24 protein-coding genes are annotated in these 25139 nt (G+C 40.9%); 3 read left to right on the plus strand and 21 right to left on the minus strand.

Annotated features, from left to right (window positions below):
- Positions 1–114 precede the first annotated feature (114 nt).
- The 10 genes from paaX to lplA all read right to left on the minus strand — a co-directional run bounded on the left by paaX (position 115) and on the right by lplA (position 8503).
- Positions 115–1005 carry a phenylacetic acid degradation operon negative regulatory protein PaaX gene (gene paaX / locus SJY16_RS18025; RefSeq protein WP_377891361.1) on the minus strand — a complete coding sequence of 297 codons (891 nt, stop codon included), beginning with the start codon at positions 1003–1005 and terminating at the stop codon, positions 115–117.
- A gap of 90 nt (positions 1006–1095) precedes the next feature.
- A complete protein-coding gene (locus SJY16_RS18030; RefSeq protein WP_377891363.1) occupies positions 1096–1872 on the minus strand; it encodes an enoyl-CoA hydratase-related protein in 777 nt (258 codons plus the stop codon).
- Between the two features lie 131 nt (positions 1873–2003).
- Entirely contained in the window at positions 2004–2777 is a 774-nt protein-coding gene (locus tag SJY16_RS18035) for an enoyl-CoA hydratase-related protein (protein WP_377891365.1), read from the minus strand.
- Between the two features lie 15 nt (positions 2778–2792).
- The gene (locus SJY16_RS18040) at positions 2793–3116 is read right to left on the minus strand and encodes an EthD family reductase (RefSeq protein ID WP_224884670.1); all 324 of its coding nucleotides are present in this window, start codon (positions 3114–3116) and stop codon (positions 2793–2795) included.
- A 24-nt stretch (positions 3117–3140) separates the two neighbouring features.
- Entirely contained in the window at positions 3141–3614 is a 474-nt protein-coding gene (gene paaD / locus SJY16_RS18045; RefSeq protein WP_377891367.1) for a 1,2-phenylacetyl-CoA epoxidase subunit PaaD, read from the minus strand.
- An 18-nt stretch (positions 3615–3632) separates the two neighbouring features.
- The gene (gene paaC, locus SJY16_RS18050) at positions 3633–4412 is read right to left on the minus strand and encodes a 1,2-phenylacetyl-CoA epoxidase subunit PaaC (RefSeq protein WP_377891368.1); all 780 of its coding nucleotides are present in this window, start codon (positions 4410–4412) and stop codon (positions 3633–3635) included.
- Complete coding sequence (paaB, locus tag SJY16_RS18055; RefSeq protein ID WP_377891370.1) at positions 4412–4753, minus strand: 1,2-phenylacetyl-CoA epoxidase subunit PaaB; 342 nt, start codon at positions 4751–4753, stop codon at positions 4412–4414. The genes paaC and paaB overlap by 1 nt, the downstream gene beginning before the upstream one ends.
- Positions 4754–4767: 14 nt before the next feature.
- Positions 4768–5715 (minus strand): 1,2-phenylacetyl-CoA epoxidase subunit PaaA, encoded by a 948-nt coding sequence (gene paaA, locus SJY16_RS18060; protein WP_377891372.1) that lies wholly within the window; start codon positions 5713–5715, stop codon positions 4768–4770.
- Positions 5716–5839: 124 nt separating this feature from the next.
- The gene (locus tag SJY16_RS18065) at positions 5840–7366 is read right to left on the minus strand and encodes a fatty acid--CoA ligase family protein (RefSeq protein ID WP_377891374.1); all 1527 of its coding nucleotides are present in this window, start codon (positions 7364–7366) and stop codon (positions 5840–5842) included.
- 147 nt (positions 7367–7513) lie between these two features.
- Complete coding sequence (lplA, locus tag SJY16_RS18070) at positions 7514–8503, minus strand: lipoate--protein ligase (RefSeq protein WP_377892326.1); 990 nt, start codon at positions 8501–8503, stop codon at positions 7514–7516.
- Between the two features lie 154 nt (positions 8504–8657).
- Between lplA and SJY16_RS18075 the strand changes: the two genes are divergently transcribed.
- Both SJY16_RS18075 and SJY16_RS18080 read left to right on the plus strand, forming a co-directional pair.
- Positions 8658–8852, plus strand: a complete 195-nt coding sequence (locus SJY16_RS18075) for a hypothetical protein (protein ID WP_224884683.1) — start codon at positions 8658–8660, stop codon at positions 8850–8852.
- 134 nt (positions 8853–8986) lie between these two features.
- The gene (locus tag SJY16_RS18080) at positions 8987–10339 is read left to right on the plus strand and encodes an IS1182 family transposase (RefSeq protein ID WP_377887949.1); all 1353 of its coding nucleotides are present in this window, start codon (positions 8987–8989) and stop codon (positions 10337–10339) included.
- A 141-nt stretch (positions 10340–10480) separates the two neighbouring features.
- On the opposite strand, the gene SJY16_RS18085 is transcribed toward SJY16_RS18080, so the two are convergent.
- From SJY16_RS18085 to tkt, 3 genes are all read right to left on the minus strand, one after another.
- Positions 10481–11215: an MBL fold metallo-hydrolase gene (locus SJY16_RS18085; RefSeq protein ID WP_377891376.1), complete on the minus strand. Its 735-nt coding sequence runs from the start codon at positions 11213–11215 to the stop codon at positions 10481–10483.
- Entirely contained in the window at positions 11212–12171 is a 960-nt protein-coding gene (locus SJY16_RS18090) for a DNA-binding transcriptional repressor DeoR (protein WP_377892329.1), read from the minus strand. Before SJY16_RS18090 ends, SJY16_RS18085 begins: the two co-directional genes overlap by 4 nt.
- Positions 12172–12267: 96 nt before the next feature.
- Positions 12268–14268 carry a transketolase gene (gene tkt / locus SJY16_RS18095; protein WP_377891378.1) on the minus strand — a complete coding sequence of 667 codons (2001 nt, stop codon included), beginning with the start codon at positions 14266–14268 and terminating at the stop codon, positions 12268–12270.
- A gap of 393 nt (positions 14269–14661) precedes the next feature.
- Here tkt and SJY16_RS18100 point away from each other — a divergent pair, with 393 nt between their 5' ends.
- Positions 14662–15390: an amino acid ABC transporter ATP-binding protein gene (locus tag SJY16_RS18100; RefSeq protein WP_377891380.1), complete on the plus strand. Its 729-nt coding sequence runs from the start codon at positions 14662–14664 to the stop codon at positions 15388–15390.
- A 55-nt stretch (positions 15391–15445) separates the two neighbouring features.
- On the opposite strand, the gene SJY16_RS18105 is transcribed toward SJY16_RS18100, so the two are convergent.
- From SJY16_RS18105 to hemH, 8 genes are all read right to left on the minus strand, one after another.
- Positions 15446–16348, minus strand: a complete 903-nt coding sequence (locus tag SJY16_RS18105; RefSeq protein ID WP_377891382.1) for an ABC transporter substrate-binding protein — start codon at positions 16346–16348, stop codon at positions 15446–15448.
- Positions 16349–16361: 13 nt separating this feature from the next.
- On the minus strand, positions 16362–17024 hold the full coding sequence (locus SJY16_RS18110; RefSeq protein ID WP_377891384.1) for an ABC transporter permease: 663 nt from the start codon (positions 17022–17024) through the stop codon (positions 16362–16364).
- Positions 17017–18153 carry an ABC transporter ATP-binding protein gene (locus SJY16_RS18115; RefSeq protein ID WP_377891386.1) on the minus strand — a complete coding sequence of 379 codons (1137 nt, stop codon included), beginning with the start codon at positions 18151–18153 and terminating at the stop codon, positions 17017–17019. Before SJY16_RS18115 ends, SJY16_RS18110 begins: the two co-directional genes overlap by 8 nt.
- Positions 18154–18327: 174 nt before the next feature.
- The gene (locus SJY16_RS18120; RefSeq protein WP_377891388.1) at positions 18328–20634 is read right to left on the minus strand and encodes a YhgE/Pip family protein; all 2307 of its coding nucleotides are present in this window, start codon (positions 20632–20634) and stop codon (positions 18328–18330) included.
- A gap of 181 nt (positions 20635–20815) precedes the next feature.
- The gene (locus SJY16_RS18125; protein ID WP_377891390.1) at positions 20816–21391 is read right to left on the minus strand and encodes a TetR/AcrR family transcriptional regulator; all 576 of its coding nucleotides are present in this window, start codon (positions 21389–21391) and stop codon (positions 20816–20818) included.
- A gap of 12 nt (positions 21392–21403) precedes the next feature.
- Complete coding sequence (locus SJY16_RS18130) at positions 21404–22651, minus strand: ATP-binding protein (protein ID WP_377891392.1); 1248 nt, start codon at positions 22649–22651, stop codon at positions 21404–21406.
- Between the two features lie 115 nt (positions 22652–22766).
- Positions 22767–24182 (minus strand): protoporphyrinogen oxidase, encoded by a 1416-nt coding sequence (hemY, locus tag SJY16_RS18135; protein WP_377891394.1) that lies wholly within the window; start codon positions 24180–24182, stop codon positions 22767–22769.
- Positions 24179–25132, minus strand: coding sequence for a ferrochelatase (gene hemH / locus SJY16_RS18140; RefSeq protein WP_377891395.1), 954 nt, complete (start codon positions 25130–25132; stop codon positions 24179–24181). The genes hemY and hemH overlap by 4 nt, the downstream gene beginning before the upstream one ends.
- Positions 25133–25139 lie beyond the last annotated feature (7 nt).

Genomic DNA, 25139 nt, shown 5'->3' on the forward strand with positions numbered 1-25139 from the left:
TTACTAACATTAAAATTCAAAAAAACGACCTCAAAATACAAACCAACAAAAAAAGCTTGTAGAAGAACCTGGGGTTCCTCTACAAGCTGAGGAACGGGGATCCGTTCCTTTTTCTTATCGATCGATTAAGAGAGGATGCTGAAGCGCATCGTAACGATCATCTTTCTTTTTCAATTCATTACCCTCTTTAAACACTTCCTCAAAAAAGCGAGAAGAAGGCTCCGCAAGAGTACGGTAATAGTCGCTGAACAGCATCGCTGCGTGTTCACCAGGCCACTCATCCGGAAGTAGCTCTGGAGGAAGCCCTGGATCAACAAATAGAAACTTACGATACTCATGCACAAGCTTTGCTCTTTCTACAAAGCATTCTCCATCGGTCATTTTGCCCTTTTCAATTTTACTACGATCGATGACGAACTTTTCGCTGTAGTTTTTGATGAAGGAGCGATACTTATCGCTGATATCCTTCAGATCCCAACATTCGTTTACAAGGGCCGTATTCTTATGGGGACCTTTATAATCAGCTACAAAAAAGTGAATGTGTTCTTTAATATCATATTTCTTGATCAATACTTCCACCTGTTCCTCTAGATGATTAGGAGACATCCATAAACTCGCTGAAGAGCTTCCGAATCCACTCCAGACAAGTTCCTTCCTTAACTCATCTCGGATGTGCCTTTTCTCTTCTGGAATCGTATAAAGAAGCATACGCCAGCTTCCATCCCAGGAGGAAGGCTGAAGTTTAAAGATACGTCTCGCCGCTTCATCAATTCTTTTCACTCCAAGGTCTGTTAAGAAATAGTAGCTTTTATTTCCTTCTTTTCTTGATTGAACCCATCCCTGCTTATTCATTCTTGAAATCGCAGCTCGAACAGACTGATCATTATGTCCAAACTCCTTCAACAACTTGATCAAACTGCCGATCCATATCTCATTGCCGTAGTGACGGATATAGTCTCCGTACAATGTGAAAATCATCGACCTTGTATTTAAACTCTCGTTCATGACAAATTCCTCCGCTCAAGGTATACCGCTTTTAAAACGCATCCTAAATATGATGTTATACTACCAGAGCGCGGAGGACATCGCAACTCATTACTCTCCTTTGAACTCAGGCCTTCTCTTCTCAGCAAAAGCATCAAGAGCCTCTAAACGGTCTTTTGTAGGAATGGTTACTTCGTACGCTTTCGATTCGATCGCCATACCAGTGTGACGATCTACATTCATCCCTTCGCGAACCGCGAATTTAGCTTGCTGGACAGCAACCGGCGCATTCTTGCATATTTCAGAAGCAAGGTCTTCACATTTACTGAGAAGCTCTTCTGACTTCACCACGCCATTTAGTATGCCATAATCTAAGGCTTCTTCCGAAGTTAATTTTCTCGCAGTTAATACAAGCTCAAGCGCCTTCGCAGACCCGATCAGTCTTGGTAGTCTTTGTGTTCCACCGGCACCTGGAATGATTCCTAGACTCGTTTCAGTCAATCCCATTTTGGTCCCTTCAACTGCATATCGGAAGTCGCAAGCTAGTGCTAATTCAAACCCACCACCGAAAGCATATCCGTTAATTGCTGCAATCGTTGGTTGGGGAAGAGCTTCAACTGACGAAAAGACTTCACGGATCTTCTTAACGTTTCTCTTCACTTCACTTTCAGATAGCGAACGTCTTTCTTTCAAATCTGCTCCTGCGCTGAAAGCCTTTTCACCTGCGCCCATAAAAATAACAACCCGCACATTCTTGTCCGTATAAATCTCGTCAATAATACCTTGAAGCACGGATAGTGTTTCATAGTTAAAGCAGTTTAAAACATCTGGACGATTCAATGTAACGTATCCTATGTGGTTTTTTACTTCATATGTAACAACAGCCAATTTATTTCCTCCTCTAGTTAAGTACATAGGAAAGAGCCTGGCAGTTGATGTGGATTTCCAACCAACCTCCAGGACCCCTTTCCCTACATCTATTCTCGATATTTCCCCCTATTTCCTTCTTCTCTATACTATTATGACCCTTGAAACACCGGACGTCTTTTCTCTATGAATGCTTTCACACCCTCACGATGATCGTCTGTTTGACCTGCCTTAGCTTGAGCGTCGGCTTCAAATTCTAGAACTTCCTCAAGACTACTATCCCAGCTTTTTGCCATTCCCTGTTTAATGAGTGAAACTGCTTTTGGAGGTAGACTTGATAAGCGCTCAGTAAATTTGTTAACACCTTCATCCCAATCTTCCATATAATACACATCATTAACCATTCCAAGGTCTTTCGCTTGGGACGCGCTCACCTTATCACCGAGCATCGCGAGCTCAAGAGCTTTAGCATGCCCGATCAATCGCGGTAAAAAGTACATGCTTCCAGAGTCTGGCACAAGACCAACATGTACAAAAGCCTCAATAAAACTAGCATTCTCATTAGCTACACGAAAATCACACGCAAGTGCAAGACTCATTCCAGCACCAGCGGCTACTCCATTAACGGCTGCAACAACAGGCTTCTCACAGTTCACGATTTGCTTGACCATCGGGTTATAAGCGGACCTGAGCACATCACCGTGATCAAGTTCCTCGTCCACACCTTTCAAATCTTGTCCTGCGCAAAATGCCCTTCCGTTACCCGTAATGGCAATACAGCGAACGTCTTGATTAGCTTCTCCTCGCTCCACTGCTTCCTGGACTTCCTTATTCATCAGCATTGTAAACGCATTCATTTTGTCTGGTCGATTTAGGCGGATCCACGCGATGTGGTCCCGTACTTCGTATTCAATCGTTTCGTACATCCTCGCGCCCCTTTTCTATTGCTTAGTATTTGCGGTTTCGTGTACTTCTTCCCCGATCATTAACGTAACGAGATCCCCAGCAAAGCCCATCAGGTCTTTCCCAGATGCTTTTCCTTCTTGAGACTTCATACCTGCCTTCATCGATTCATGGTCCTCATAGTACATTTCACAAAGCAAATAAAACTCACTCTCTCCCATTGGAGAACCAACAATTCTTGTTACTTCCATTTTCTTTAATCCTGGAATCTTAGAAGTGATAGGCGCGTGTGTATTGAAATAGTGCTCATCAAATTTCTGTTTGTTCTCCGGCTGTTTGTACAATGCGATTACTTTTACCATTTTTCATCAACCTTTCAGTTTGTATTATATTGCTACTGGCTTCATGGCTTCAAACGGGTTTTTACAGCTTTTACAATAGAGAATACTTCTACATGCAGCTGGACCGAAGATGTTATCCATCGTGGTATATACGGAGTCACAATAAGGGCAAGGAACACGCCATTCGCTTCCGATTTTCTCATCTGGAGGGGCTATTCCAAATTCTTTTAACTGGACCCTTCCTTTATCCGTCACACGAGCAGTGGTCCATATCGGTTCACGTATATATTTCACTTCTACTGATGTGATTCCTTCTATCGTTTCGATAGCATTTTTGATATCCCGCTTTATGATGTCTAAAGCCGGACATCCAGAAAATGTAGGCATCGCCTCCACTTCCACTCTCCCACCGTCTACCTTCACATCATAAATAATACCAAGGTCCACGACACTTACGGAGGGAATTTCAGGATCTTTAACCGTATCAAGCTTCTCTAGAACTTTCTTTCTCGTTGTCATAACAAAGCTCCTCTCAAGCTACCATTCCGCAGATGGTACAGATTGATAGACTTCTGAAAGTGTTGATAACGCTCGTTCAAGATGATCAGTATGATTACCGTTTCTTCCTTCTAATGAGCTCATTCCGATTTCAAGAGGAAAGTCTACCTTTTCGCTGAGAATCGCTCTCCACCTCTGAATGAGGGTTTCTTCACTTTCTATTAAGGAAAGGCGAACCATCTTTTCACCATCAAGTCCATACGAGAAAACACCTTTCATTTCCATAAGGACGACGTCGACCGCCTCCGTCATTTTTCTCTTTGCTTCTGGAGTGCTGTTTATCAATTGATCGAACCACGTTTCCCAATGCATTAGATGGTATGACATCTCAATCGAAATCTTCTGTACAATCTGCTGTAGGGTTTCATAAGAGTTTTCCTTAATCGAATTCAAGCGAACCTTTTTTGCAAGCGTGTAGAAATAATTCCTTACTACAGTGAAGGCCCAATCGTAGTTAGGTTCTTCGAGATAACTTCCAGGCCCGTTTGGGAGTTCCAACAAAACAGCATTATGAAAATTCTCGGGTGACCTATCATGCGTTAATTTATCAGCATCTCCTTCACCCAGTTCCTCAAGTAAAGAAAAATATAATGCAGCATGCCCCATTAGATCCTGACTGATTGAAGAAAACGCAACATCCTCTTCGATATGTGGAGCGAGCCCAAGCCACTCAGAACCTCGATATGAAAGAATAAAGTCATCATCAGCAAGCTGGTAAATCAATTCTATGAGACTACTTCGATATTCCGCTGACTCCATTACGTTTTCCCTCCTCCCATAATATCTTTTTCTGTTAGCTGCTCCTGTTCATACTTTCTCCACTTTTTCTTCAAGTAGCCATAGCCTTTCGTTTCTCGGTAGGCTTTATCAAGATTCTTAATACCTTCTCTCTCTTCTTGGGTCATTGTTCGTATGTCGTCTCGTTTCACAACCCAGATATCTGCCGGTTGCTCTCTTCGGAAAAAGTTTTCCTTGGCCATGATAAAAGCCAGTTCACGATTCGGAGCTAGGAGACTGAACTGGTACTGAAGTGGTGCGGTATCAGTTTTCTTGCTAAACACTTCGAATACTTGATAGAAATCTTTTTCAGCTTCACTCATTTCAAAACACCTCACTAGATATGCTGTGGTCTTTTACCAAGAGCCTCACGCACCCAACTATTCATTTCATAAGATCGTACTCTAAGCGCTAATCGTTCTTTGGACTTAGGTCCATTTCCAGTGACGATTTTTTTGAACTCTGACCAATCGGGATCTGCGTATTCCCACTCTGATTTCTCTTCATCGAATCGTAGAGTAGGATCTGGAATCGTCAATCCTAATGACCAAACCCTCGGTACATACTTCGTCAAAAACTCTTGTCGTAGCTGTTCGTTTGTCTTCGTACGCAGTTTATACTGCATGTTTTTATCTTGATTCGAATGACCCGTTTCATTTTTGGATTTAGGACCGAAGAACATTAATAGCGACGTCCACCATCTGTTTAGAGCATCCTGCAGAAGTTCACGCTGTTCTTCTGTTCCTTCAGCGAGCGCCATTATGATACTCTCGCCGTGTTGCGCATGAAATACCTCCTCAGCGCAAATCCGCTTTAAAGCTCTACCATAAGGACCATAAGAAGTGCCGAGCATCATCGTCTGAGAAATAATAGCAGCCCCATCTACAAGCCACGCAATGATTCCCGCATCCCCCCATGTAGGAGCTTCCATATGAAAAACATTATGAAACTTTAACCGACCTGAGAATAAATCTTTCATAATGTCATCTCTATTCTTACCGAGCGGTGCCATTAAATCTTCTGCAACACGTAGTAAAAGCTGACCATGCCCCATTTCATCCTGAACTTTTGCCATGATTGCTAATTTCCTATGAAGCGTAGGTGCCTTTGGTACCCATTCCTTCTCAGGAAGTGCCCCCATAATTTCGCTGATTCCATGCATTGAAATCAGGCGGATCAATGCCTCGCGGTAATCGTCTGGCATCCAGTCGTCAGCTTCAATCTTCTCGCCATTATTAATTCGATCCATGAAATGATCGATCTTTTGCTGATAAACAGCTTCCATTCCTACACACCTCCGATATAACGTTTATTTAACGTCATTATATTTTATTGTCATATAAATATCAAATATTTTCTGACTATTTTTTCTAAATAAAAAACCGACTCAACTCGAGTCGGCACCGTTTCTATACGTTTACATGCTTACGTAGCGCTTTTCTTAATATTTTTCCTGTCGTATTTTTTGGTAGTTCATCAATAAATTCCACAATCGTCGGACATTTATATTTAGCGAGGTTCTCTCTGCAATAACTCTTAACCTCATCTTCTGAGAGCTCATCCTTTGTAACTACAAATGCTTGAACGGCTTCACCGAAATCAGGATCAGGAACGCCAACTACAGCTGCCTCAACAATGCTCGGATGCTGATACAGTATTTCTTCCACTTCTCGTGGATAAACATTGTAACCTCCAACGATCACGAGGTCTTTCTTACGATCTACGATATAGAAGTAGCCATCTTCATCCATCTTCGCTAAGTCGCCTGTATAGAGCCATCCTTCTCTAATTGTCGCAGAAGTGTCTTCTGGTAATTTGTAATAGCCATTCATCACGTTAGGCCCTTTCACAATCAGCTCACCAACAGTTCCAGGAGAAACTTCTTTTCCAAGTTCATCAACGACCTTATTTACGACATTCGTAATATTGGTTCCGATAGAACCTGGCTTCCTCGGACGATCTAATGGATTAAAGCACGTAACGGGTGCTGCTTCAGATAAGCCATACCCTTCAGATACCTTAACATTGAACTTCTCTTCAAAGCGATGTAGTAGTGCCACTGGTAATGGAGAACCACCAGATATACATATTCTTACATGCTTAAAATACTCCGCTCGGCCTTCTGGGAATTGAAAGAGAAAATTATACATGGTAGGAACACCTGCAAAGACAGTTGCTTTATACTTCTCTGCAACACGGAAAACTTCTTGAGGACTGAACTTCGGCAAGATTAGGAGGGTACCTCCTGCAATTAGAGGCGCATTCATAGAAACAGTCATACAAAATACGTGGAACATAGGTAGGGCAGTAATAACAACATCATTAGAGTTAAACTCCAAATAATCTGCAGTGTCAGAAGCATTGCTCACTATATTTTTGTGAGATAGCATTGCACCTTTGGGTCTCCCCGTTGTCCCAGAAGTGTAGAGGATGACAGCGAGATCGTCTTCTTCCGTATGAAATGATGGTACCTTGTTGCCTTCATCACTAACCATCATTGCAAACGGTTTCATTTTAATGTTTGATAAAAACTTTTCATTAGTCGCTTCACCTACAAAGGTAACGAGTTTTACTTCAGGAAGTTGACCCGCCATCCCTTCAACAAGTGGTAATGCCTGCTCTAGCGTTACGATAGCTTTCACATCACCATTATGTAGCAAGTAGCCAATCTCATTAGGGGTATAGATCGGGTTTATTGGAATAACGACTGCCCCAGCTCTTAATGCTCCATAATAACTGATGATAAATTCTGGTGAGTTCCCCAGTATCAATGCAACATGGTCGCCTTTAGTAATATTCTCAGCGGCAAGGTTCGCTGCGAAAAGAGATACTTTCTGGTCAAGCTGTTCATACGTTACGGCATGATCCTCATAAATATACGCCTGTTTTTCCGGATGAGATACTGCCGCTTGTGTAAGTTGTTCCGAAAGATTCATTCGCTCTCCTCCTGGTATGAATGAATAATCATTCATTTTTAATTTTCTAAATATATTATATTGGAAGAAAAATTAACAAGCAAGAGGAAAGCGATATACCACCTCTGTTCAAATCGAAATAGGAGCTGATATACCAGCTCCTATCGCCTAATAAAGAAGATTTATAAACTCTTCTTCTGATATGTTCCCAAAATAATGTTTTACATCTAAACCTTTAAGCGAACCTCTAATGGACTCTGGTTCATACTTTGTATCTGTGAGTCGCTCTTCTAGCTCCTTCACATCACCAACTCCGAAGAAATCGCCAAAAATGGTTGCTTGCTTAATGTACCCTTTTTTCACTTCTAGACGGACGTCGATCGACCCAATCGGGAACCTTTTTGAGTGCTGAACATTGAATTTCGGTGAGCGCCCATAATTCCAATCCCAGTTTTTATATCGCTTATCTGCAATACTGTTAATTTCATCCCAATCGTCTTCTGTAAGCTGATAAGTAGGCACTTCGTCATATTCTTCGAAAATTGATTGAAGAAGCTTTTGTTTAAATTCCTCACGCGTCATGTCCTCATCCATATGTTCACTTATATTCGTTACGCGACTTCTGATCGACTTGATTCCTTTTGATTCAATTTTCTCTTTGTTCACTTTTAATGCTTTCACAACGTTCTCTAGATTAACATCGAACATTAAAGTACCGTGGCTGTACATTCTTCCTTTTGTAGAGAACTGGGCATTGCCAGATATTTTCTTCCCATTTACGAGAAGGTCATTTCGTCCGCTTAATTCAGCATCTACGCCCATCTTATGGAGTGCTTTTACCACAGGGTCTGTGAACTTCTTGTAGTTATGAAAACTATTACCATCATCTTTCGTGATGATACTAAAACTTAAATTACCTGGATCGTTGTACACAGCGCCGCCTCCAGAAAGACGTCGAATAACAGCAACATCATTCTCACGTATGTAGGTTGTATCGATTTGTTCGATTGTGTTTTGATTTTTCCCTACGATAACAGTAGGGTTCATTGAATAAAAAAGAAGATAGGTTTCTTCAGGGTCAAGCTCTTTAAGGATGTATTCTTCGATCGCTAGGTTGATCCCGGCATCCATAATATTTTCGTTATCTATAAATCGCATCATGTTCCCTCCAGTTTGTTCTCATTCTATTGTAATGAATTGTCTTAAACTAAGCAAAAAAGCACCATCTCCATAAAATGTCATGCGATTCCTCCCCGTTCTTTTTTCCTACGCTTCGAATACTTCTAGTAAACGCAAATGAGGAGGGGCACAAATGAAGATTGTGTATTATGAAAAAGGGGATATCCCTGTAATTGTAGGTGCTTCAAGCTTAAATTCGAGCTTAACGATAGAGCAAATTAAAGCAGAAGGTGAAAAGAAGTGTAAGGAGATCGCACGCCTGCTTGGAAGAGAGATTGGTTTCTTGATGGATATGAATGGTAAACTTGATTCCAACAATCTTGACTAATACTTTAAAAGGACTGAAGGAGACTCCTTCAGTCCTCAGGTTGTCGAGAAAGTCTCGACAACCTATTTTTTTTGCCTTTTTTTATTTCACCCTTTTGTTAAGCTAGAGATAGATTCTTTTTAGGCGGTGATGTAATGTTTCAATCTAAGAAAGATCGGCAGAATGAATTAGAAATGGTAACGATTGATGAACTTGTCCCTGATAACCACTTATTACGTAAGATCGACCACTACATAGATTTCTCCTTTATCCCTGAAAAAGTCCGTCCTTATTATTGTGAAGACAACGGCCGTCCATCCCTTGATCCCCTAGTATTATTTAAGATGATGTTTATTGGATATATTTACGGCATTCGCTCTGAACGCGAATTAGAGCGTCAAATTCAAACGAATGTCGCGTACCGGTGGTTCCTCGGATTGAATTTAACCGACGCCGTACCCCATCACTCTACGATTAGCTGGAATCGCAGAATGCGTTTTAATGAAACGGATATTTTCCAAGAGGTTTTTGATGAGGTCGTCCACCAGGCTATGAACCATCGAATGGTGTCAGGACGAGTTCTCTACACCGATTCCACACATCTAAAAGCGAGCGCGAATAAGAAAAAGTTCTCCAGGAAAGACGTTCATGTAGAAACGGCCGACTATATAGATGAACTCAATGAAGCAGTGGAACAGGACAGGTCTGATCATGGAAAAAAGCCTCTAAAAGAAAAGAAGGAGGTGAATAAGACGAAGGAAATCAAAGTCAGTCATACTGATCCTGAGAGTGGTTATTTATATCGAGAACATAAACCTGAAGGTTTCTTTTACTTAGATCATCGCACCACAGATATGAAATTCAACATCATTACCGACGTCCATATTACTCCAGGTAATATTCACGACTCCAAACCTTATTTACAACGGTTAGACCGCCAGGTAAAACGCTTCGGTTTTAAAGTAGAAGCAGTCGGTCTAGATGCAGGATACTTAACAGCCCCTATTTGTCACGGACTCGAACAACGAAACGTATTTGGCGTTATCGCTCATCGTCGCTACCAAAGTAAAAAAGGATTTCTTCCGAAATGGAAATACAAATATGATGAAAACCTCGATCGATATGTTTGTCCTCAGGGTGAGGCACTGGCGTACGCGACGACGGACCGAGAAGGGTATCGTCACTATAAGTCGGACCCCACGAAATGTAAGACTTGTCCTCTTCTGGCACAGTGCACTGAGAACCAGAAGCACCAGAAAACCATCACACGCCATGTGTGGGAAGGGGCAAAAGAAAAGGTTCGTCAGAACCGACTTTCCAATGAGGGAAAGTGGATTTATCGCATGAGAAAAGAGAAGGTTGAGCGTAGCTTCGCAGATTCAAAAGAACTGCATGGGCTGCGTTATTGTCGCTTGCGTGGAAAACAAAAAGTGCGAGAACAAGCGTTACTGACTGCCGCCTGTCAAAATATGAAGAAGATTGCCCTTCACTTAGACCGGGTGAGCTAGGTGAAGGAGAGTTTTTTTCATATTACTAACATTAAAATTCAAAAAAACGACCTCAAAATACAAACCAACAAAAAAAGCTTGTAGAAGAACCTGGGGTTCCTCTACAAGCTGAGGACTGAAGGAGACTCCTTCAGTCCTTTTTTATTCTTCCCAGGTTAAACCACTTGCTGCGAGTACAACTTTTCCATCGAAATACTGTTTCGCATCCTTCTCTAATTCTTCTAATACACCAAAGTGTGGAAGGTGGGTTAGCATGAGCGTTCCAACATTAGCTGCTTTTGCTATCGTTCCGGCATCTATACTATTCATATGACCCATCTTAGACCCATCCATATGACTGTATAAATTACATTCACATAGTAGAAGATCGGCACCCCTTGCGAACTCTTCAAACTCTTTCAAATAACTTGAATCTGCAGTAAAGACCATATCCTTTTCACCATCACTTATTCTCATCGCGAAGCATGTTACGGGATGTGCTGTCTTAAGAAATGTAATCGTAAATGGACCAACTTTGAGCTCTTCATCTTCCTTATATGGTTTTGCCACTGTATAAGGTTCATGACTCAGTTTGTTAAACTCCTCTTTATTATGCGGGTGCGCATAAATCGGCAACTCAGGAAGTTCCTTACTGATTTTAGACTGTATGAGTCTGCCATGATACAAAACACCGATATCCGCAATATGGTCTGGATGATAGTGACTAATGATGACAGCATCGATCTCTTCTACAGGCAAGTAATGCTGCAATTGTGCCAATACACCACTTCCACAATCCACTAGTAAGTTAAATCCTTCTTTCTGAACAAGATAACCCGCGCTAGCCTCACCGGCTTTTGGGTAACCTCCCCAGGGACCTAGAACCGTCACTTTCATTGCTGATTTCTCTCCCCTTTCAATTCAAGTAAAGCTCGAGCTGTATATTGATCAGTAACAAGAATGTTCGCAAACCCACCCTTTAGTGCTCCATATATAGCTTCCACCTTCTTAGGCCCTCCTGCTACCAAGATCGACTTTTCCTTTTTGGAAAGTTCTTCAAGATCGATACCAATTGTTCGATCGTTTAAATTCTTATGAATTAGTCGACCGTTCTCATCAAAAAAGCGCGAGCATATCTCACCGACAGAGCGTGAATGAATGACCTCTAATTCTTCCTCTGTTACATACTCAGCTTGCACGATAACTGATTCTTTTGTCGGTATTCCAACACTGAACAAGGCTACATTAGCATCTCGTCCCATATCGAGTACTTTCCTGATATGTCGATCAGCCTCCATCGTCTCCTTCACAAGCAGTTGATCTACGATAGCCGGTACAGGCAAGAAGTGACTTGCCGCATGGAAAGAGCGGCTGAGCATTTGAATGACTTCGTATGCATATGTATTGGTTTCTGAGTAGCTAATCCCTCCGTTTAACTGGACCACTGAAACATTTTTCAGGAGTTTATGACGTAGATTTTTTCCCATTTCATTAAGGGTTGTTCCCCATGACACACCGATCAAGTCATTATCTTGAATCGTCTCATTAAGAAACAATGCAGCAGTCTTCCCAACGTGATGCTTCACAACGCCTTCTTCGAACTGAGGAACAATTGCAACTTCAGCATCGATCAGATCGAAAGCTTCTACGAGCTCTGAACTTAATCGATGTACATCTTCAGATGGATCATGAATGGTTATCTCTACGACACCTTCCGCTTTAGCCTGTTTTAATAACCTGGATACGGTTGGCCTCGAAACCGACAGCTTACTTGCGATTTCTTGCTGACTGAAATCAAGCTGATAGTATAACCGGGCAGCCTCTACAACCTTTTCAAGTTTTCCCTTATCCATAGCAACACCTGTAATTTCATATTTATTTGCCATCGTCAAACCCTATAAAAAAGGCTTTCAGAAAGACCTTTTCGCCTTCTGAAAGCCTCTCAAGTGTTATCTTGATAGCATTGCTTTTACTCTTTTAACAACGTTTTCTGGAGTGAAACCAAATTCTTTGATGACAGTGTTTCCTGGTGCTGAAGCTCCAAAGCGGTCGATCGCTAGAACATCACCTTTGTCTCCAACATAACGGTCCCAGCCCATGGATGCGCCCATCTCAATACCAAGACGAACGGATACATCATCAGGTAGAACTGTTTTCTTATAGTCTTCTGGTTGCTGTTCGAATAGATCCCAGCTTGGCATACTTACTACCGAAGCAGTAATTCCTTCTCTCTCAAGAAGCTTCTGTGCTTCAACAGCAAGGCCAACTTCAGAACCAGATGCAAGGAGAAGAGCATCAGAGTTATTGCTACCTTCCACAATATAAGCACCACGTTTTACGCCTTCGTATGCTTGTTCGTGAGAATCAGTCACAACAGGTAAATTCTGACGAGATAGAACAAGTGCTGTAGGATTAGTTGATGTTTCAAGGGCTACTTTCCAAGCTGCAGCTGTTTCGTTTCCGTCAGCTGGTCTGATAATGGAAAGACCAGGCATAGCACGAAGAGAAGCAAGTTGTTCTACAGGTTCATGTGTAGGACCGTCTTCACCAACCGCTACACTATCATGAGTGAAGACATAAGTTGCAGGTACACCCATCAATGCTGATAAACGTAAAGCAGGACGCAGGTAGTCAGAGAATACAAAGAATGTAGCTCCAAATACTTTAAGACCTTTATGAAGTGCCATACCATTTAGGGCTGATGCCATTCCAAACTCACGTACACCAAACCAGATGTTTCTTCCGCTATAATCCGCTGCTGAGAAATCTTTCTCATCTTTAAGCATCGTCTTATTAGAAGATGCAAGGTCAGCAGATCCACCGAAGATTTGTGGATTGTTTTTCGCAATTGCATTCAGTACTTCACCGGATGCTGCACGAGAAGCGGTGCTCGTACCTTTTTCATATGAAGGAATTTCACTATCCCAGCCTTCAGGAAGCTCACCTTTCATCGCTGCTTTCAACTGAGCAGCAAGTTCCGGGTACTTCTCTTCATAGCTAGCGAAAAGTTCATTCCACTGCTTTTCTTTCTTATCTCCATTTTCTTTAATTTCAGCGAAAACACTTTTCACTTCTTCAGGAATATGGAATTCATTTTCGTAAGCCCAGTTGTAATTCTCTTTTACTAGAGAAATTTCATCCGCTCCAAGTGGGGCACCATGAGAAGTGTTACTTCCACCTTTGTTAGGAGAACCATATCCAATCGTCGTTTTCACTTCGATCATAGTTGGCTGATCAGTGTTATTCTTTGCTTGCTTCAATGCGTCAGCAATCGCAGCCATATCGTTACCATCTTCAACGCGGATTACTTGCCAGCCGTACGCTTCATAGCGCTTCTGAACATCTTCAGAGAATGACTGATTCAAGTCTCCATCAAGAGAAATATCATTTGAATCATACATGACGATCAGACGTCCAAGTTTAAGGTGAGCAGCTAATGAAGCTGATTCAGAAGAAACACCCTCCATTAAGTCTCCATCACCACAAATGCTATATGTGTAATGATCAATAACGTTAAACTCATCTCTATTGTAAGTCGCAGCTAAGTGACGCTCTGCCATAGCCATACCAACTGACATCGCAAGACCTTGTCCTAATGGACCAGTCGTAGCATCTACCCCTGGAGTCTCACCATATTCAGGGTGTCCTGGTGTGTTACTACCCCACTGGCGGAAAGTCTTCAAGTCTTCCATGCTAACGTCATACCCGAACAAATGAAGCATGCTATATAGAAGTGCTGAGCCATGTCCTGCTGATAGCACAAAGCGATCACGGTTAAACCAATCAGGATTTGATGGACTATGGTCCATGAACTGGCTCCATAATGTATATGCCATCGGAGCTGCTCCCATCGGCATTCCAGGGTGTCCGGAATTTGCTTTCTCAACTGCATCGATGGAAAGCGTACGAATTGTATTTACTGCAAGTGAATCCATTTGATTTGTTGTCATATGTATACACTCCTTTTTTTATAGTGAAATTTAGTAAAATATACTTTGAACAAATGTACATTGATAATTATACATGAGTGCTTACAAAAGAAAAAGGAAAGATGTCTGATTTCACAAAAAAATATCTAGACCACAAAATTATCTTCCCTCTAAAATGATTTTTCAATCATGAAAGTTCCAACAACTGGTGTAGAAAATAAAAAGCGCGAGAATACCGGTCTTTTTATTTAGGGCACTTTTCCAAAGAAGATAATGAGTGGATACTTTCCGCGGACGAACACCTGAGCCTCCTCCTTCCTCTTTCAATTTTAGAAGAAAAGTTGGTATAATGGGGCTATTCTTCACTACCTTACCAAAGGGTATTAAGAGTTTTGTCGAGAGGGGTTCTACTACATGAGTATCATTCAGGTCAAAAACTTAAAAAAGTCCTTCGGGGATTTAGAAGTATTAAAAGAAATAAACACTGAGATTAAAGAAAAAGAAGTCGTCTGTGTTGTTGGTCCATCAGGTTCTGGCAAAAGTACGTTTCTTCGTTGTTTGAATAAATTAGAAGATATCACAGGTGGCAGCGTCATTGTGAATGGACATGACATCGCTGATCCTAAGACCAAAATCAACAAAGTTCGGCAAGATGTTGGAATGGTCTTCCAGCATTTTAACCTCTTCCCGCATAAGACTGTTCTTGAGAATATCACGGTCGCTCCTATTAAAGTCAAAGGAAACAATAAACAAGCTTCTAAGGAACAAGCATTGGAATTACTTCACAAAGTAGGACTAGCAGAGAAAGCAAATAGCTACCCTGGTGAGCTATCTGGAGGTCAAAAACAGCGTGTCGCGATCGCGAGAGCATTAGCTATGGAACCAAGCGTGATGCTGTTTGATGAACCGACTTCAGCTCTTGACCCTGAAATGATTGGAGAAGTTCTCGAAGTAATGAAACAGCTTGCAAAAGAAGGGATGACGATGGTTGTCGTAACTCATGAAATGGGCTTCGCAAGGGAAGTTGGTGACCGAGTTTTATTCATGGATGGTGGCTATATTGTTGAAGAGAATGTCCCAGAAGAGATTTTTCAAAACCCACAAAATGAACGTACAAAAGCATTTCTAAGTAAAATTCTATAAGTAAAAACGTGCAGATGTGAGATCTGCACGTCTTTTGTATACATAGCTAACAAGGTTAATCGATAAGTCCTTTTTCTTTTAAGAAGTTCACCGCAATCTTCTCTGGTTCCTCTCCGTCTATATCCACTTTCGCATTCATTTCAGACATCTCTTCTTCTGAAATTTTCCCTGCAAGTTCATTCACAATGTCAGCTAATTCAGGGTGTGAATCTAGCGTGTCTTGCCTTACAACAGGTGCAGCATAATAAGGTGGGAAAAAGTTCTTATCATCTTCTGTACTAACAAGATTATATCGAGCAATGCGACCATCTGTAGTAAATGCAGGGATCACATCGACTTCTCCCTCATTCAATGCATCATACATAATGTTAGGGTCAAGACTTTCTGTCTCTTTAAAATCATAGCCATATGTTTCTACCATCGCTTCATACCCATCGTACCTTTCATAGAAAGGATGTGGCCCACCAAACACCAATTCATCTGAAACAGGGACTAAATCTGAGTAAGTTTCAGCATTCAAGCCTTCGTTCGTTTCTTGTGTAATCGCAAGAGTATACCCATTTTCAAAGCCTAGTGGCTCAAGCCAAACGAGGTCGAACTCTTCTTTATATCCATCTTTTACTTTTCGGAATATTTCATCTGCAGATTGAGTTGAATCAGCAGTTTCTTTTAACACCGCTTCAAGACCTGTACCTGTATACTCAACGTACATGTCAACATCCCCATCAACAAGTGCCTGATGAATAACATTAACCTCACCGACAGCTTCGTCAATTTCGACCTCATAATCACTATTCGCCTTTATGTATTCACCCACAATGTGCGGTAAAATATACTGTTCAGTCCATGGCTTACCAGAGATAACGATTGGATCACTCTCACTACTCCCGCTATCGTTACCACCACAAGCGGCTAGAACCATAGCGAGACCTAGCATTAATACAGTAAACTTCTTCAAATTAATCTCCCCTTTATTTTTTTGCTTTAATCCCTTTTGGAGTTGCCGCATTTTCTAATAATTTCAGAATTAAGTCGAAGCTAAGTGCAAGAATCGTAGCAGGTAGTGCTCCTGCTAGCACAAGCTCGTCTTTATTCGATGTCAGTCCTCTGTAAATGATATCTCCAAGTCCTCCAGCTCCAACAAATGTCGCTAGCGTCGCAACACCTATCGTCAAAACCGTCGCTGTCCTTACACCTGCCATAATAACTGGTAGTGATAGAGGAATTTCTATTTTAGTTAGAATTTGTGAATCTGTCATTCCCATTCCTCTGCCAGCTTCGATCGAGGATTGATCGACTGAGGTGATTCCAGTATATGTATTTCTCAAAATAGGAAGCAAGGCATAAACAGTCAAGGCAATAATAGCGGTTGTACTTCCAATTCCTAGAAATGGAATCAAGAAACCGAAGAGGGCCAAACTAGGAACGGTTTGAAAGATCGCAGAAATAGCGATAAATGGCTCCGCAAGTTTTTTTCTTCGAGAAATGAATATCCCTAGAGGTACGGATATTAGAATCGCGATAACGATCGATATAAACGATAGAAAGAGATGCTCTTGTAGAGCCACAAGAATATCATCCCAACGACCCTGAATTGTTTCAATGAACAATACAAAGAAATTACGATCATTCATTTAGGCCACCTTCCTTTCGTTGACTTTCTTGATCGAGACCGGCTAGCCCTCTCATCATACTGCCATTGGTAATGACACCTTCAAGTTTACTTTGATTCACTACAGGAATCATACCTTGAGTTTCTTCGGCGAAGCGTTTTGCGATTTCTGGATAGAGCGTATCGATTAAAACCGGTTTTGGTTCACTCATCACATCTACAATACGTTTCGAGTCATCATCATGTTGCTGCACAACCTCCAGTGTAACGACTCCCTTATATACGTGATCAGAACTAGTAACAACGAGACTTTCGACGCACTCTGACTTCATTAATCGAATTGCCTCAGCTAAGCCAAGACTTTCTTTCACAGTAGCAACTTTTCGGATCATCAAATCACTAGCTGAAGGGGTCTGTCCTTTAGCAATCCGTTCATCACCTACAAAGTCACGAACAAAGTCATTCTTAGGGTGACGTAGGATGTTATCAGGTGTATCCAGCTGCAGAATTTCGCCATCTTTCATAATCGCGATTCGGTCAGCTATCTTCATCGCTTCATCCATATCATGAGTCACAAAAACAATCGTTTTTTGTATTTCCTTTTGAAGCTTAACAAGTTCATCTTGAAGCTGTTCTCGGCTAATCGGATCGAGGGCACTAAAAGGCTCGTCCATTAGTATGATTGGAGGCTCTGCAGCTAACGCACGAATAACGCCTACACGCTGTTGCTGTCCACCACTTAACTCTAGGGGGTACCGCGTTCTAAATGTAGAAGGTTCGAGGCCAACTAGTTCTAATAATTCATCGACACGGTTTTCTATTTTATTCTTGTCCCATTTTTTTAATTTTGGTATTAACGAAATGTTCTCTGCTATCGTCATATGGGGAAGTAGCCCAATCTGTTGAATAACATAACCAATACTTCTTCTAAGCTCTACAGGATCCTGTTCTGAGATCGATCTTCCATCTATGTATATCTGACCACCTGTGGGCTCGATCAAACGATTGATCATCTTCATAGTCGTTGTCTTCCCACAACCACTGGGACCGATCAACGTTAAGAGTTCGCCCTTTTCAATATGTAAATTAATGTCCTTAAGAGCGGTTGTTCCATCAGGAAATTGTTTGCTAACATTCTTAAAAGTAATCATTGTTCCCCTTCTCCCTGCCTCCTTAAAAATACCTATCCTCAATCTTTACCCTAACCTTCTATATCCAAACCAATCTACAAGCTATACTACAACAATCTTACTATTACTCTATCCTTTTTCGAAGCATAATTCAAAGAAATAAGCCTTCTCATCATTGAGAAGGCTTCATTACACTTATTCTGTCATTGCAGGTTCATCGAACCCTTTATTTCTACGCTTTTTCATTTCCATAAAGAAGAATATGATCGTTCCAACAGCAAAGATTAACGTGAATCCAAGTAAGATAAACACATTGTTCCACATAAATTCAAAATCTCCACTCGAGATTACTGCCTTTAACCCAGATACGGTGTAAGTCATAGGCAACCAAGCGTTAAAGATTTGAAGACCTTCTGGAATCAATTCAAGTGGGAATGTACCGGCACTTGTAGTTAACTGTAGAATCAAAATAATGATCGCTACAAATCGCCCTGGATCTCCCATCGTTGTGACGAAGAACTGAATCATCGCCATATACGTTAAGCTTGAAATCACTGTGAAAAGAATGAAGTATGACACACTTTGCACTTCGATACCTAATCCATATAGTAAGACAGCATCTGCGACTAATGCTTGGATCACACCAACTGTAAGAAGTACTCCATACTTACTTACAAACCATCCCAATGCAGACTTAGGAGTCCCTGCTGGTTCACGAAGTGGAAAGACGATTGACATAAGAAGAGCTCCAACAAATAACCCAAGTGATAAGAAATATGGCGCGAAACCAGTTCCATAGTTTGGAACAGAATCAGTTGCATCACTTTCTACGTCAACTGGATCTGCAAACATATTGTATGTCTCATCATCTGCTTTCGTTTGAGCAGTTTCTTTGGCTGCCTCGTCTAACTTACTATGAAGTTCATTTGATCCGTCAGTTACTTTCTCGGCTCCGTTGTCTAACTTCTTAGACCCTTCTAACAGCTGACCTGCACCTGAAGAAAGTTCGGAAGATCCTCCCTCGAGATCCGTTAAGCCAGTTACAAGAACCTGCGACCCATTTTCTAATTCCACAACGCCGCTATTTAGTTTACTTACATTCGTAATCATTTCTTGCCAACCAGAAGACACATTAGCCGTTCCTTCAGCCACTTTATCAGCACCAGCTTGAAGTTGTGATACATCTTCTCTAGCAGTATCTATCTCGTTTCCAAATCGTAGTAAGCCTTTTTCAATCTTCACTTGTCCATCATATAGACTTTGTAGCGCGGTGATGAGTTCATTCTGGCTTGTTTTCATTCCATCTACATTTGATGAAATACTTTTCGAAACAGATTCTAACTTCGTTCCTCCCTCCTTAATGGATTGAGCAGCTCCTGCAGATTTCTCTGCAATCGGTTTAAGCTGACTAATTAACGCTTGTTTCTCTTCTTCCGAATAGCTTTCATTGGATTGGATGTTTTGTATAACACCCTGCAACTCTTTCGAAACTTGTGCGGCTCCTTGACCACCGTTAGTAATCGGTTCTTTTACACTTGCGGCAGTTGTACTTAATTCAGTAACTTCTGAAGACTTGTTCTTAATTTTGGTTATAAGTTGATCAATACCATCTCGACTTTGTTTAACACCACCGAGAAGGTTTTCTTGACCTGACTTAAAATCAGTTAAACCGCCACTGAGTTTGTTGACACCTCCACTTACTTGCCCTGCACCCGCACTTAATTCACTTATCTTCGATTGTTTTTCTTTTAATGTTGTTAGCAACCTCGTGGAACCCTCGCTCGCGTCTTCTAATCCGTTCGCGAGTTTGACTGAGCCATTTTGTAATTCACTCACGCCATTAGTCAGTTCGATCGAACCATTATTAAGTTCTGCTAAATTCTCTTTTAACTGTTGCGTCCCGACTTTGAGATCAGAAGATCCATCAGCTAATTCTCCAGCTCCTTCAGAAGCTTCAGATAATCCATCTGCAATTTCACTGAACTTATCAAAAACGAGTTCACTATAATTTTCAGTGATGTTGTTTGCAATTTGAGATTTAATTTCACTAACAGCCGTTCCACCGATTTGTCCCGCAAGGAAGTTAAAGCTTTCATTAGGAACATACTTTAAATTAAGTTTTTCTGGCTGTTCATTCAATACCGTCGTTGATCTTTCTGAGAAATCTTCAGGAATTTGAATCTTCATATAGTAAGTTTGATCCTCAAGTCCTTTATTTGCTTCTTTTTCATTAACAAATTCCCACTTAAATTTCGGATCGCCTTTTAGCTTTTCAACTAATTCATCCCCGATTTCGATATGCTCTCCTTCAAAATCAGCACCAGTATCTTCATTTACTACAGCAACTGGAATTTCATCCAAATTCTCGTATGGATCCCAAAATGCCCACAAAAACATTCCACTGTATAACACAGGAATAAATAATACTGCGAGAACAGGAATGAGTATTTTTTTATTCGTAAATAACGCACGCCACTCAGAACGGAGATGACGAAATTTCATAGTTACTACCTCCCGATTGTCTATATGACCAATTTTGTCATTTGGTCAATTAAGCTAAAAAAAAGAACACCTATTACTATCTGTATATGTTTCCAAGGCGTTTTTTGACTAAAATTTAATTCCAGTCATTTTAACCACAGATAGTAATATATCATCCTTTTTTTATTAAAGCAATAGACATCTATAGCTTCTTAATTCCCTCCATGGTAAATAATTCAAGGTGATGGGCTATTTCTTCTTTTGTAAGTGATCGATTTGTTTTCTCCCAGTCAAAAACAAGGGCAATATACATCTTAAAGAGTAAGAATGCCGTTAGCGAGGGGTCGCATTCTTTTATCTCATTATTTCTGATTCCTCTCTCGATCTCTTGTTTGATGAAAGACGTAATCGCTTGCTCAACTAGATTGAGCGCTTCTACCGCAGCAGGAGTGCCTATTTCTCGAACTTCTTGTGAAAGCTTTATCGCAAGTTTATGTTCTTTACGATGTTCGAGTACATCAAATAGGGCACGATGAAGGTTTTCAAAGAAAGTATCTTTTTCATTGATGGAAGTTTGGGCAAGTTCTTTCATCTCACCTACCATTAGATTTACGATTTCATTGAAAAGCTCCTCTTTGTTCTTAAAGAAGGTATAAATCGTCCCTTTCCCTACATTCGCTATTTTCGCGACTTGATCCATGGTTGTTGCTTTGTATCCGAACATTGAGAATGATTTTTCAGCAGCATTAATAATGCTGATTTTCCGATCAAATCCCATAGTCCTCCCCCTTTATCTTAATGTAGGAAGGGTTACAGTGACCGTCGTCCCTATTCCTTCCGTGCTTGTGTAAGTTATTTTTCCGTTCATATTCCTTATCAGTCTATTTGTTATCATAGTGCCCAATCCTGTGCCCTTCGATTTCGTTGTGTAAAAGGGCAACCCGATTTTCTTCAATTCTTCCTCATTCATCCCGGCACCGTTATCTTTAATGATGATGTCTACTGTATTTCTTTTTGTACCGTTTTGCAATTTGATCTCAATGAGGCCATCTTTTTCAATTGCCTCAATCGCATTTTTAATAAGGTTGATAAGACACTGCTTAATCTCCTGTGGATTCGTCAGGATTTTATATTCCCCAACTTCTTCATAAGTAATTTTAACAGCATGGTAAACCCCTAACACTGATGTTAATTCAATCGTATCACTAACGACTTTATTTAGGTTCACCTCTACATGGTCTAACTTTGTAGGTTTAATAAGTGTCAAGTAATCTGTAATAATCTTATTTGTTCGATCGATCTCATCCAACATTAAAGGCGCATATTTTTTTACCTGCTGTTCTTTTGAATCCGTGGAAATAAATTGAAGCAATCCTCGTACAGTCGTAAGTGGATTTCGTATTTCGTGTGCGATAGAAGCAGCCATTTTCCCAGCAACCGAAAGTTTTTCAAGATATACCGTTTCCTCGAGCTGGAGATTGATGATCACAAGCTTCTCTGTTAAATAAAATATAAAAAAATAAGCGATAGCGAAAGAAACGAAATAGATTGGATAAAAATAAGGCTCTGACGGTTGTACTAACCACAAAATAATCGCTATATATGTAATAAGAAATATAACGCCAACCTGTAGGATTACATTCCATTTACGGTTCGCTTTTTGGAAAAGGTCTCTATACCCCCATGACAGAAAGAATGCGATAACTGCCAAGCTCACACCTATGTATGCAAATTCTCCGCCCATCCAAAATCGAGCGATCGATATAACGACAGTACAAATAATTCCAGGTATTACTCCACCGTACAACGTAACAAGAATAAGAGGAACCACCCGGAGGTCAAATACGGTATCTCCGAACTTCTCTAAAGGGAACAGCATACACAGGAGGGCCATCAAAGAACTAATAGCGCCATATAAGATTTTATCTTTCAAACCTAACGACCTTGACCGTGTAAAAGGCATGACCATATTCCAGATGAATAGTACTGAAAATAGCATTGCAATATTTACAAGTAGAGGTCTTGCCATATTCAACATAGCCAAGTCTCCTTTTTCTATATGTTGCCATTTCATTCTATCATTAGAGACACGATGAGACTATCCTATAAGAGGTATATTAATGCGCACAAAAAAGATTCACCGCTAGGTGAATCTATTTCTGACTACTTAGATAAGAGATGACTGACGTAACTGATTCTACTCCCTGGTCGATACAATCCGGGAGTCCTACTCCACCGTATGAAGCTCCTGCAAGAAAGACACCAGGCATCTTACTTCTTAATCCTGATTGTACTTCTTCGAATCGGTTCCTGTGCCCAACTTCATATTGAGGCATAGCTTGGCGCCACCTTGTTATTCGATAGAACTCCGGATGACCTTCGATTTCCATGATTTGATTTAAATCATTAAGTACAGTTTGTACAATTTCTTCATCACTTTTTTCGACGATTTCTTCTTGGCCGGCTCTACCAACATAGCACCTCAGAAGAACTTTTCCTTTTGGAGCTGCATGTTGCCATTTACGATGAGTCCACGTACAAGCCGTTATCGTATAATCAGCGTTCCTTGACACCACAAAGCCTGTACCATCTAGCGATTTCTTTACTGCCTCCTCTGGAAAGGCCATTGCAACGGTTGCAACAGTTGTTGAAGGCATATCTTCTAACGGAGCCACTTCTTCATGATCCCTCAGCATCCTGGTCACTTGCTGATGAGGCGTCGTAACGATAACAGCATCCGCATCGATTTGTTCTCCACTCATGGTTGTAAGCTTATAAGACTCCCCATTCTTACTTATAGAGTCAACTTTTACACTCTTTCTGATAGCAACATCTGTTAAGTGATCTTCGATCGCTTTCACAAATGACTGCAAACCAGATTTAATTGTTAAAAAAGCCGGTTTCTTTTTACCCGTTGTTCTTCTTGAAGCTGGTGTTGTTTTCTTCATCCCGAGGATTAAACTTCGATGCTTCTGTTCTACCTCATAGAACTGTGGAAAAGTAGACATAAGACTTAATTCATCAATATTCCCAGCATATATACCTGATAGTAAAGGTTCGATTAAATTCTCAACAACTTCATTCCCTAATCTTCTTCTGAAGAATAGTCCTAGAGACTGATCCTGACCATGGTGATCACGTCTTGGAAGTACCAAATCTAATGCCGCTCTAACCTTCCCCTTAAAGCTAAAGAGATGCGTGGATACGAAAGGCGCCATCTCAGTTGGAATCCCCATTACAGACCCACCTGGTATAGGATAAAGCTGATCATTATTTAAGATAAATGCATTACCTGTTGCGTTCGGTACAAGCTGACCTTCGAGTCCAACTTCCTTCGCTAACTTGGCTGCACTCTGTTTCCTTGCTAGAAAAGAATCTGGTCCTCTTTCAATTACGAAGCCATTCGTCGTATCCGTGAGGATCTTACCACCGAGTCTATCACTGCCTTCAAGTATCGTGATCTGATAGGATTGTCCAGATTCTTTCATTTCTTTTTGAAGATAGTAGGCGGCTGTTAAACCAGTGATCCCGCCTCCAACTATCACAATCTTCTTTGTTGGATTATTCATGATTTATCATCTTCTTTTTTTATTAATTCTTTCGTCACGACAGAAGCTAATATCTCTATAAATTCGTCTCGTGCATTGGGCATATCGGGTCTATGATAGGTAGCACCAAGTTCATCTGTTACTTGCTTACATTCATAATCATTGTCGTAAAGCACTTCAAGATGATCAGCAACAAAACCAACAGGACAATAGATGAAGCTAGTATAGCCTTCTTGCTCAAATAAATCTCGAGTTAAATCCTGCACATCAGGGCCGATCCAGGGTTCTGGAGTATTGCCTTCACTTTGCCATGCAACTGCATAATGTTGAATCCCGGCACTTGTTGCAATATGACTTGCCGTTTCCTCTAATTGAGAAGGATAAGGATCTCCATGTTGCAACACCTTTTCAGGTAAGCTATGAGCTGTGAAGATGACGATTGTCTTTTTCTTTTCTTTGTCATCGATGTTCCTCAGACAAGAATTCAATTCCTCTACCCAGTATTGAATGAATTTAGGTTCTTTGTACCACTCTTCGATACAGTGGATATCCGGAAAACCGAGCTTCCGAGCAGCCTTATTGGCTCTATCATTATAAGCTTGAACACTATGGCTAGAATAATGAGGAGCAAGAACGATGCTGATTGCTTCTTGAATGCCGTCTTTCTGCATACTTTTCACTGCATCTTCTACAAATGGTTCAATATGCTTTAGACCTAAATAGCTTTTGAACGCTATTTCCCCATCGAAAAGCTCATTCATTCTGCTTTCGAGCTTTTGAGATTGTTCTTTTGTGATTTCGTATAGCGGAGAAATGCCGCCTATTGCCTCATACCGTTCAACTAGATCTTGTAGCATTTCCTCAGTTGGCCTTTTCCCTCTCTGAATATGAGTATAATATGGTTCGATTTCCGCTTCGCTCCGCGGTGTACCATAAGCCATTACTAGGAGACCTATTGTTCGTTTCGGCATATTGCAC

Origin of the sequence: Alkalihalobacillus sp. R86527 (assembly GCF_042466185.1) — a bacterium.
In the GTDB taxonomy this organism is placed as follows: Bacteria; Bacillota; Bacilli; order Bacillales; family Guptibacillaceae; genus Guptibacillus.

What these genes read in the sequence shown, in the direction of transcription:
- hemH (WP_377891395.1), bottom strand. Translation starts at nt 25,132, where the DNA reads ATGCCGAAACGAACAATAGGTCTCCTAGTAATGGCTTATGGTACACCG.
- paaC (WP_377891368.1), bottom strand. Translation starts at nt 4,412, where the DNA reads ATGGAGTCAGCGGAATATCGAAGTAGTCTCATAGAATTGATTTACCAG.
- lplA (WP_377892326.1), bottom strand. Translation starts at nt 8,503, where the DNA reads ATGCGATTTATAGATAACGAAAATATTATGGATGCCGGGATCAACCTA.
- SJY16_RS18120 (WP_377891388.1), bottom strand. Translation starts at nt 20,634, where the DNA reads ATGAAATTTCGTCATCTCCGTTCTGAGTGGCGTGCGTTATTTACGAAT.
- paaB (WP_377891370.1), bottom strand. Translation starts at nt 4,753, where the DNA reads ATGAGTGAAGCTGAAAAAGATTTCTATCAAGTATTCGAAGTGTTTAGC.
- SJY16_RS18110 (WP_377891384.1), bottom strand. Translation starts at nt 17,024, where the DNA reads ATGAATGATCGTAATTTCTTTGTATTGTTCATTGAAACAATTCAGGGT.
- SJY16_RS18080 (WP_377887949.1), top strand. Translation starts at nt 8,987, where the DNA reads ATGTTTCAATCTAAGAAAGATCGGCAGAATGAATTAGAAATGGTAACG.
- paaA (WP_377891372.1), bottom strand. Translation starts at nt 5,715, where the DNA reads ATGGAAGCTGTTTATCAGCAAAAGATCGATCATTTCATGGATCGAATT.
- SJY16_RS18075 (WP_224884683.1), top strand. Translation starts at nt 8,658, where the DNA reads ATGAAGATTGTGTATTATGAAAAAGGGGATATCCCTGTAATTGTAGGT.
- paaD (WP_377891367.1), bottom strand. Translation starts at nt 3,614, where the DNA reads ATGACAACGAGAAAGAAAGTTCTAGAGAAGCTTGATACGGTTAAAGAT.
- paaX (WP_377891361.1), bottom strand. Translation starts at nt 1,005, where the DNA reads ATGAACGAGAGTTTAAATACAAGGTCGATGATTTTCACATTGTACGGA.
- SJY16_RS18065 (WP_377891374.1), bottom strand. Translation starts at nt 7,366, where the DNA reads ATGAATCTTTCGGAACAACTTACACAAGCGGCAGTATCTCATCCGGAA.
- SJY16_RS18100 (WP_377891380.1), top strand. Translation starts at nt 14,662, where the DNA reads ATGAGTATCATTCAGGTCAAAAACTTAAAAAAGTCCTTCGGGGATTTA.
- SJY16_RS18130 (WP_377891392.1), bottom strand. Translation starts at nt 22,651, where the DNA reads ATGTTGAATATGGCAAGACCTCTACTTGTAAATATTGCAATGCTATTT.
- tkt (WP_377891378.1), bottom strand. Translation starts at nt 14,268, where the DNA reads ATGACAACAAATCAAATGGATTCACTTGCAGTAAATACAATTCGTACG.
- SJY16_RS18115 (WP_377891386.1), bottom strand. Translation starts at nt 18,153, where the DNA reads ATGATTACTTTTAAGAATGTTAGCAAACAATTTCCTGATGGAACAACC.
- hemY (WP_377891394.1), bottom strand. Translation starts at nt 24,182, where the DNA reads ATGAATAATCCAACAAAGAAGATTGTGATAGTTGGAGGCGGGATCACT.
- SJY16_RS18090 (WP_377892329.1), bottom strand. Translation starts at nt 12,171, where the DNA reads ATGGATAAGGGAAAACTTGAAAAGGTTGTAGAGGCTGCCCGGTTATAC.
- SJY16_RS18040 (WP_224884670.1), bottom strand. Translation starts at nt 3,116, where the DNA reads ATGGTAAAAGTAATCGCATTGTACAAACAGCCGGAGAACAAACAGAAA.
- SJY16_RS18035 (WP_377891365.1), bottom strand. Translation starts at nt 2,777, where the DNA reads ATGTACGAAACGATTGAATACGAAGTACGGGACCACATCGCGTGGATC.
- SJY16_RS18085 (WP_377891376.1), bottom strand. Translation starts at nt 11,215, where the DNA reads ATGAAAGTGACGGTTCTAGGTCCCTGGGGAGGTTACCCAAAAGCCGGT.
- SJY16_RS18125 (WP_377891390.1), bottom strand. Translation starts at nt 21,391, where the DNA reads ATGGGATTTGATCGGAAAATCAGCATTATTAATGCTGCTGAAAAATCA.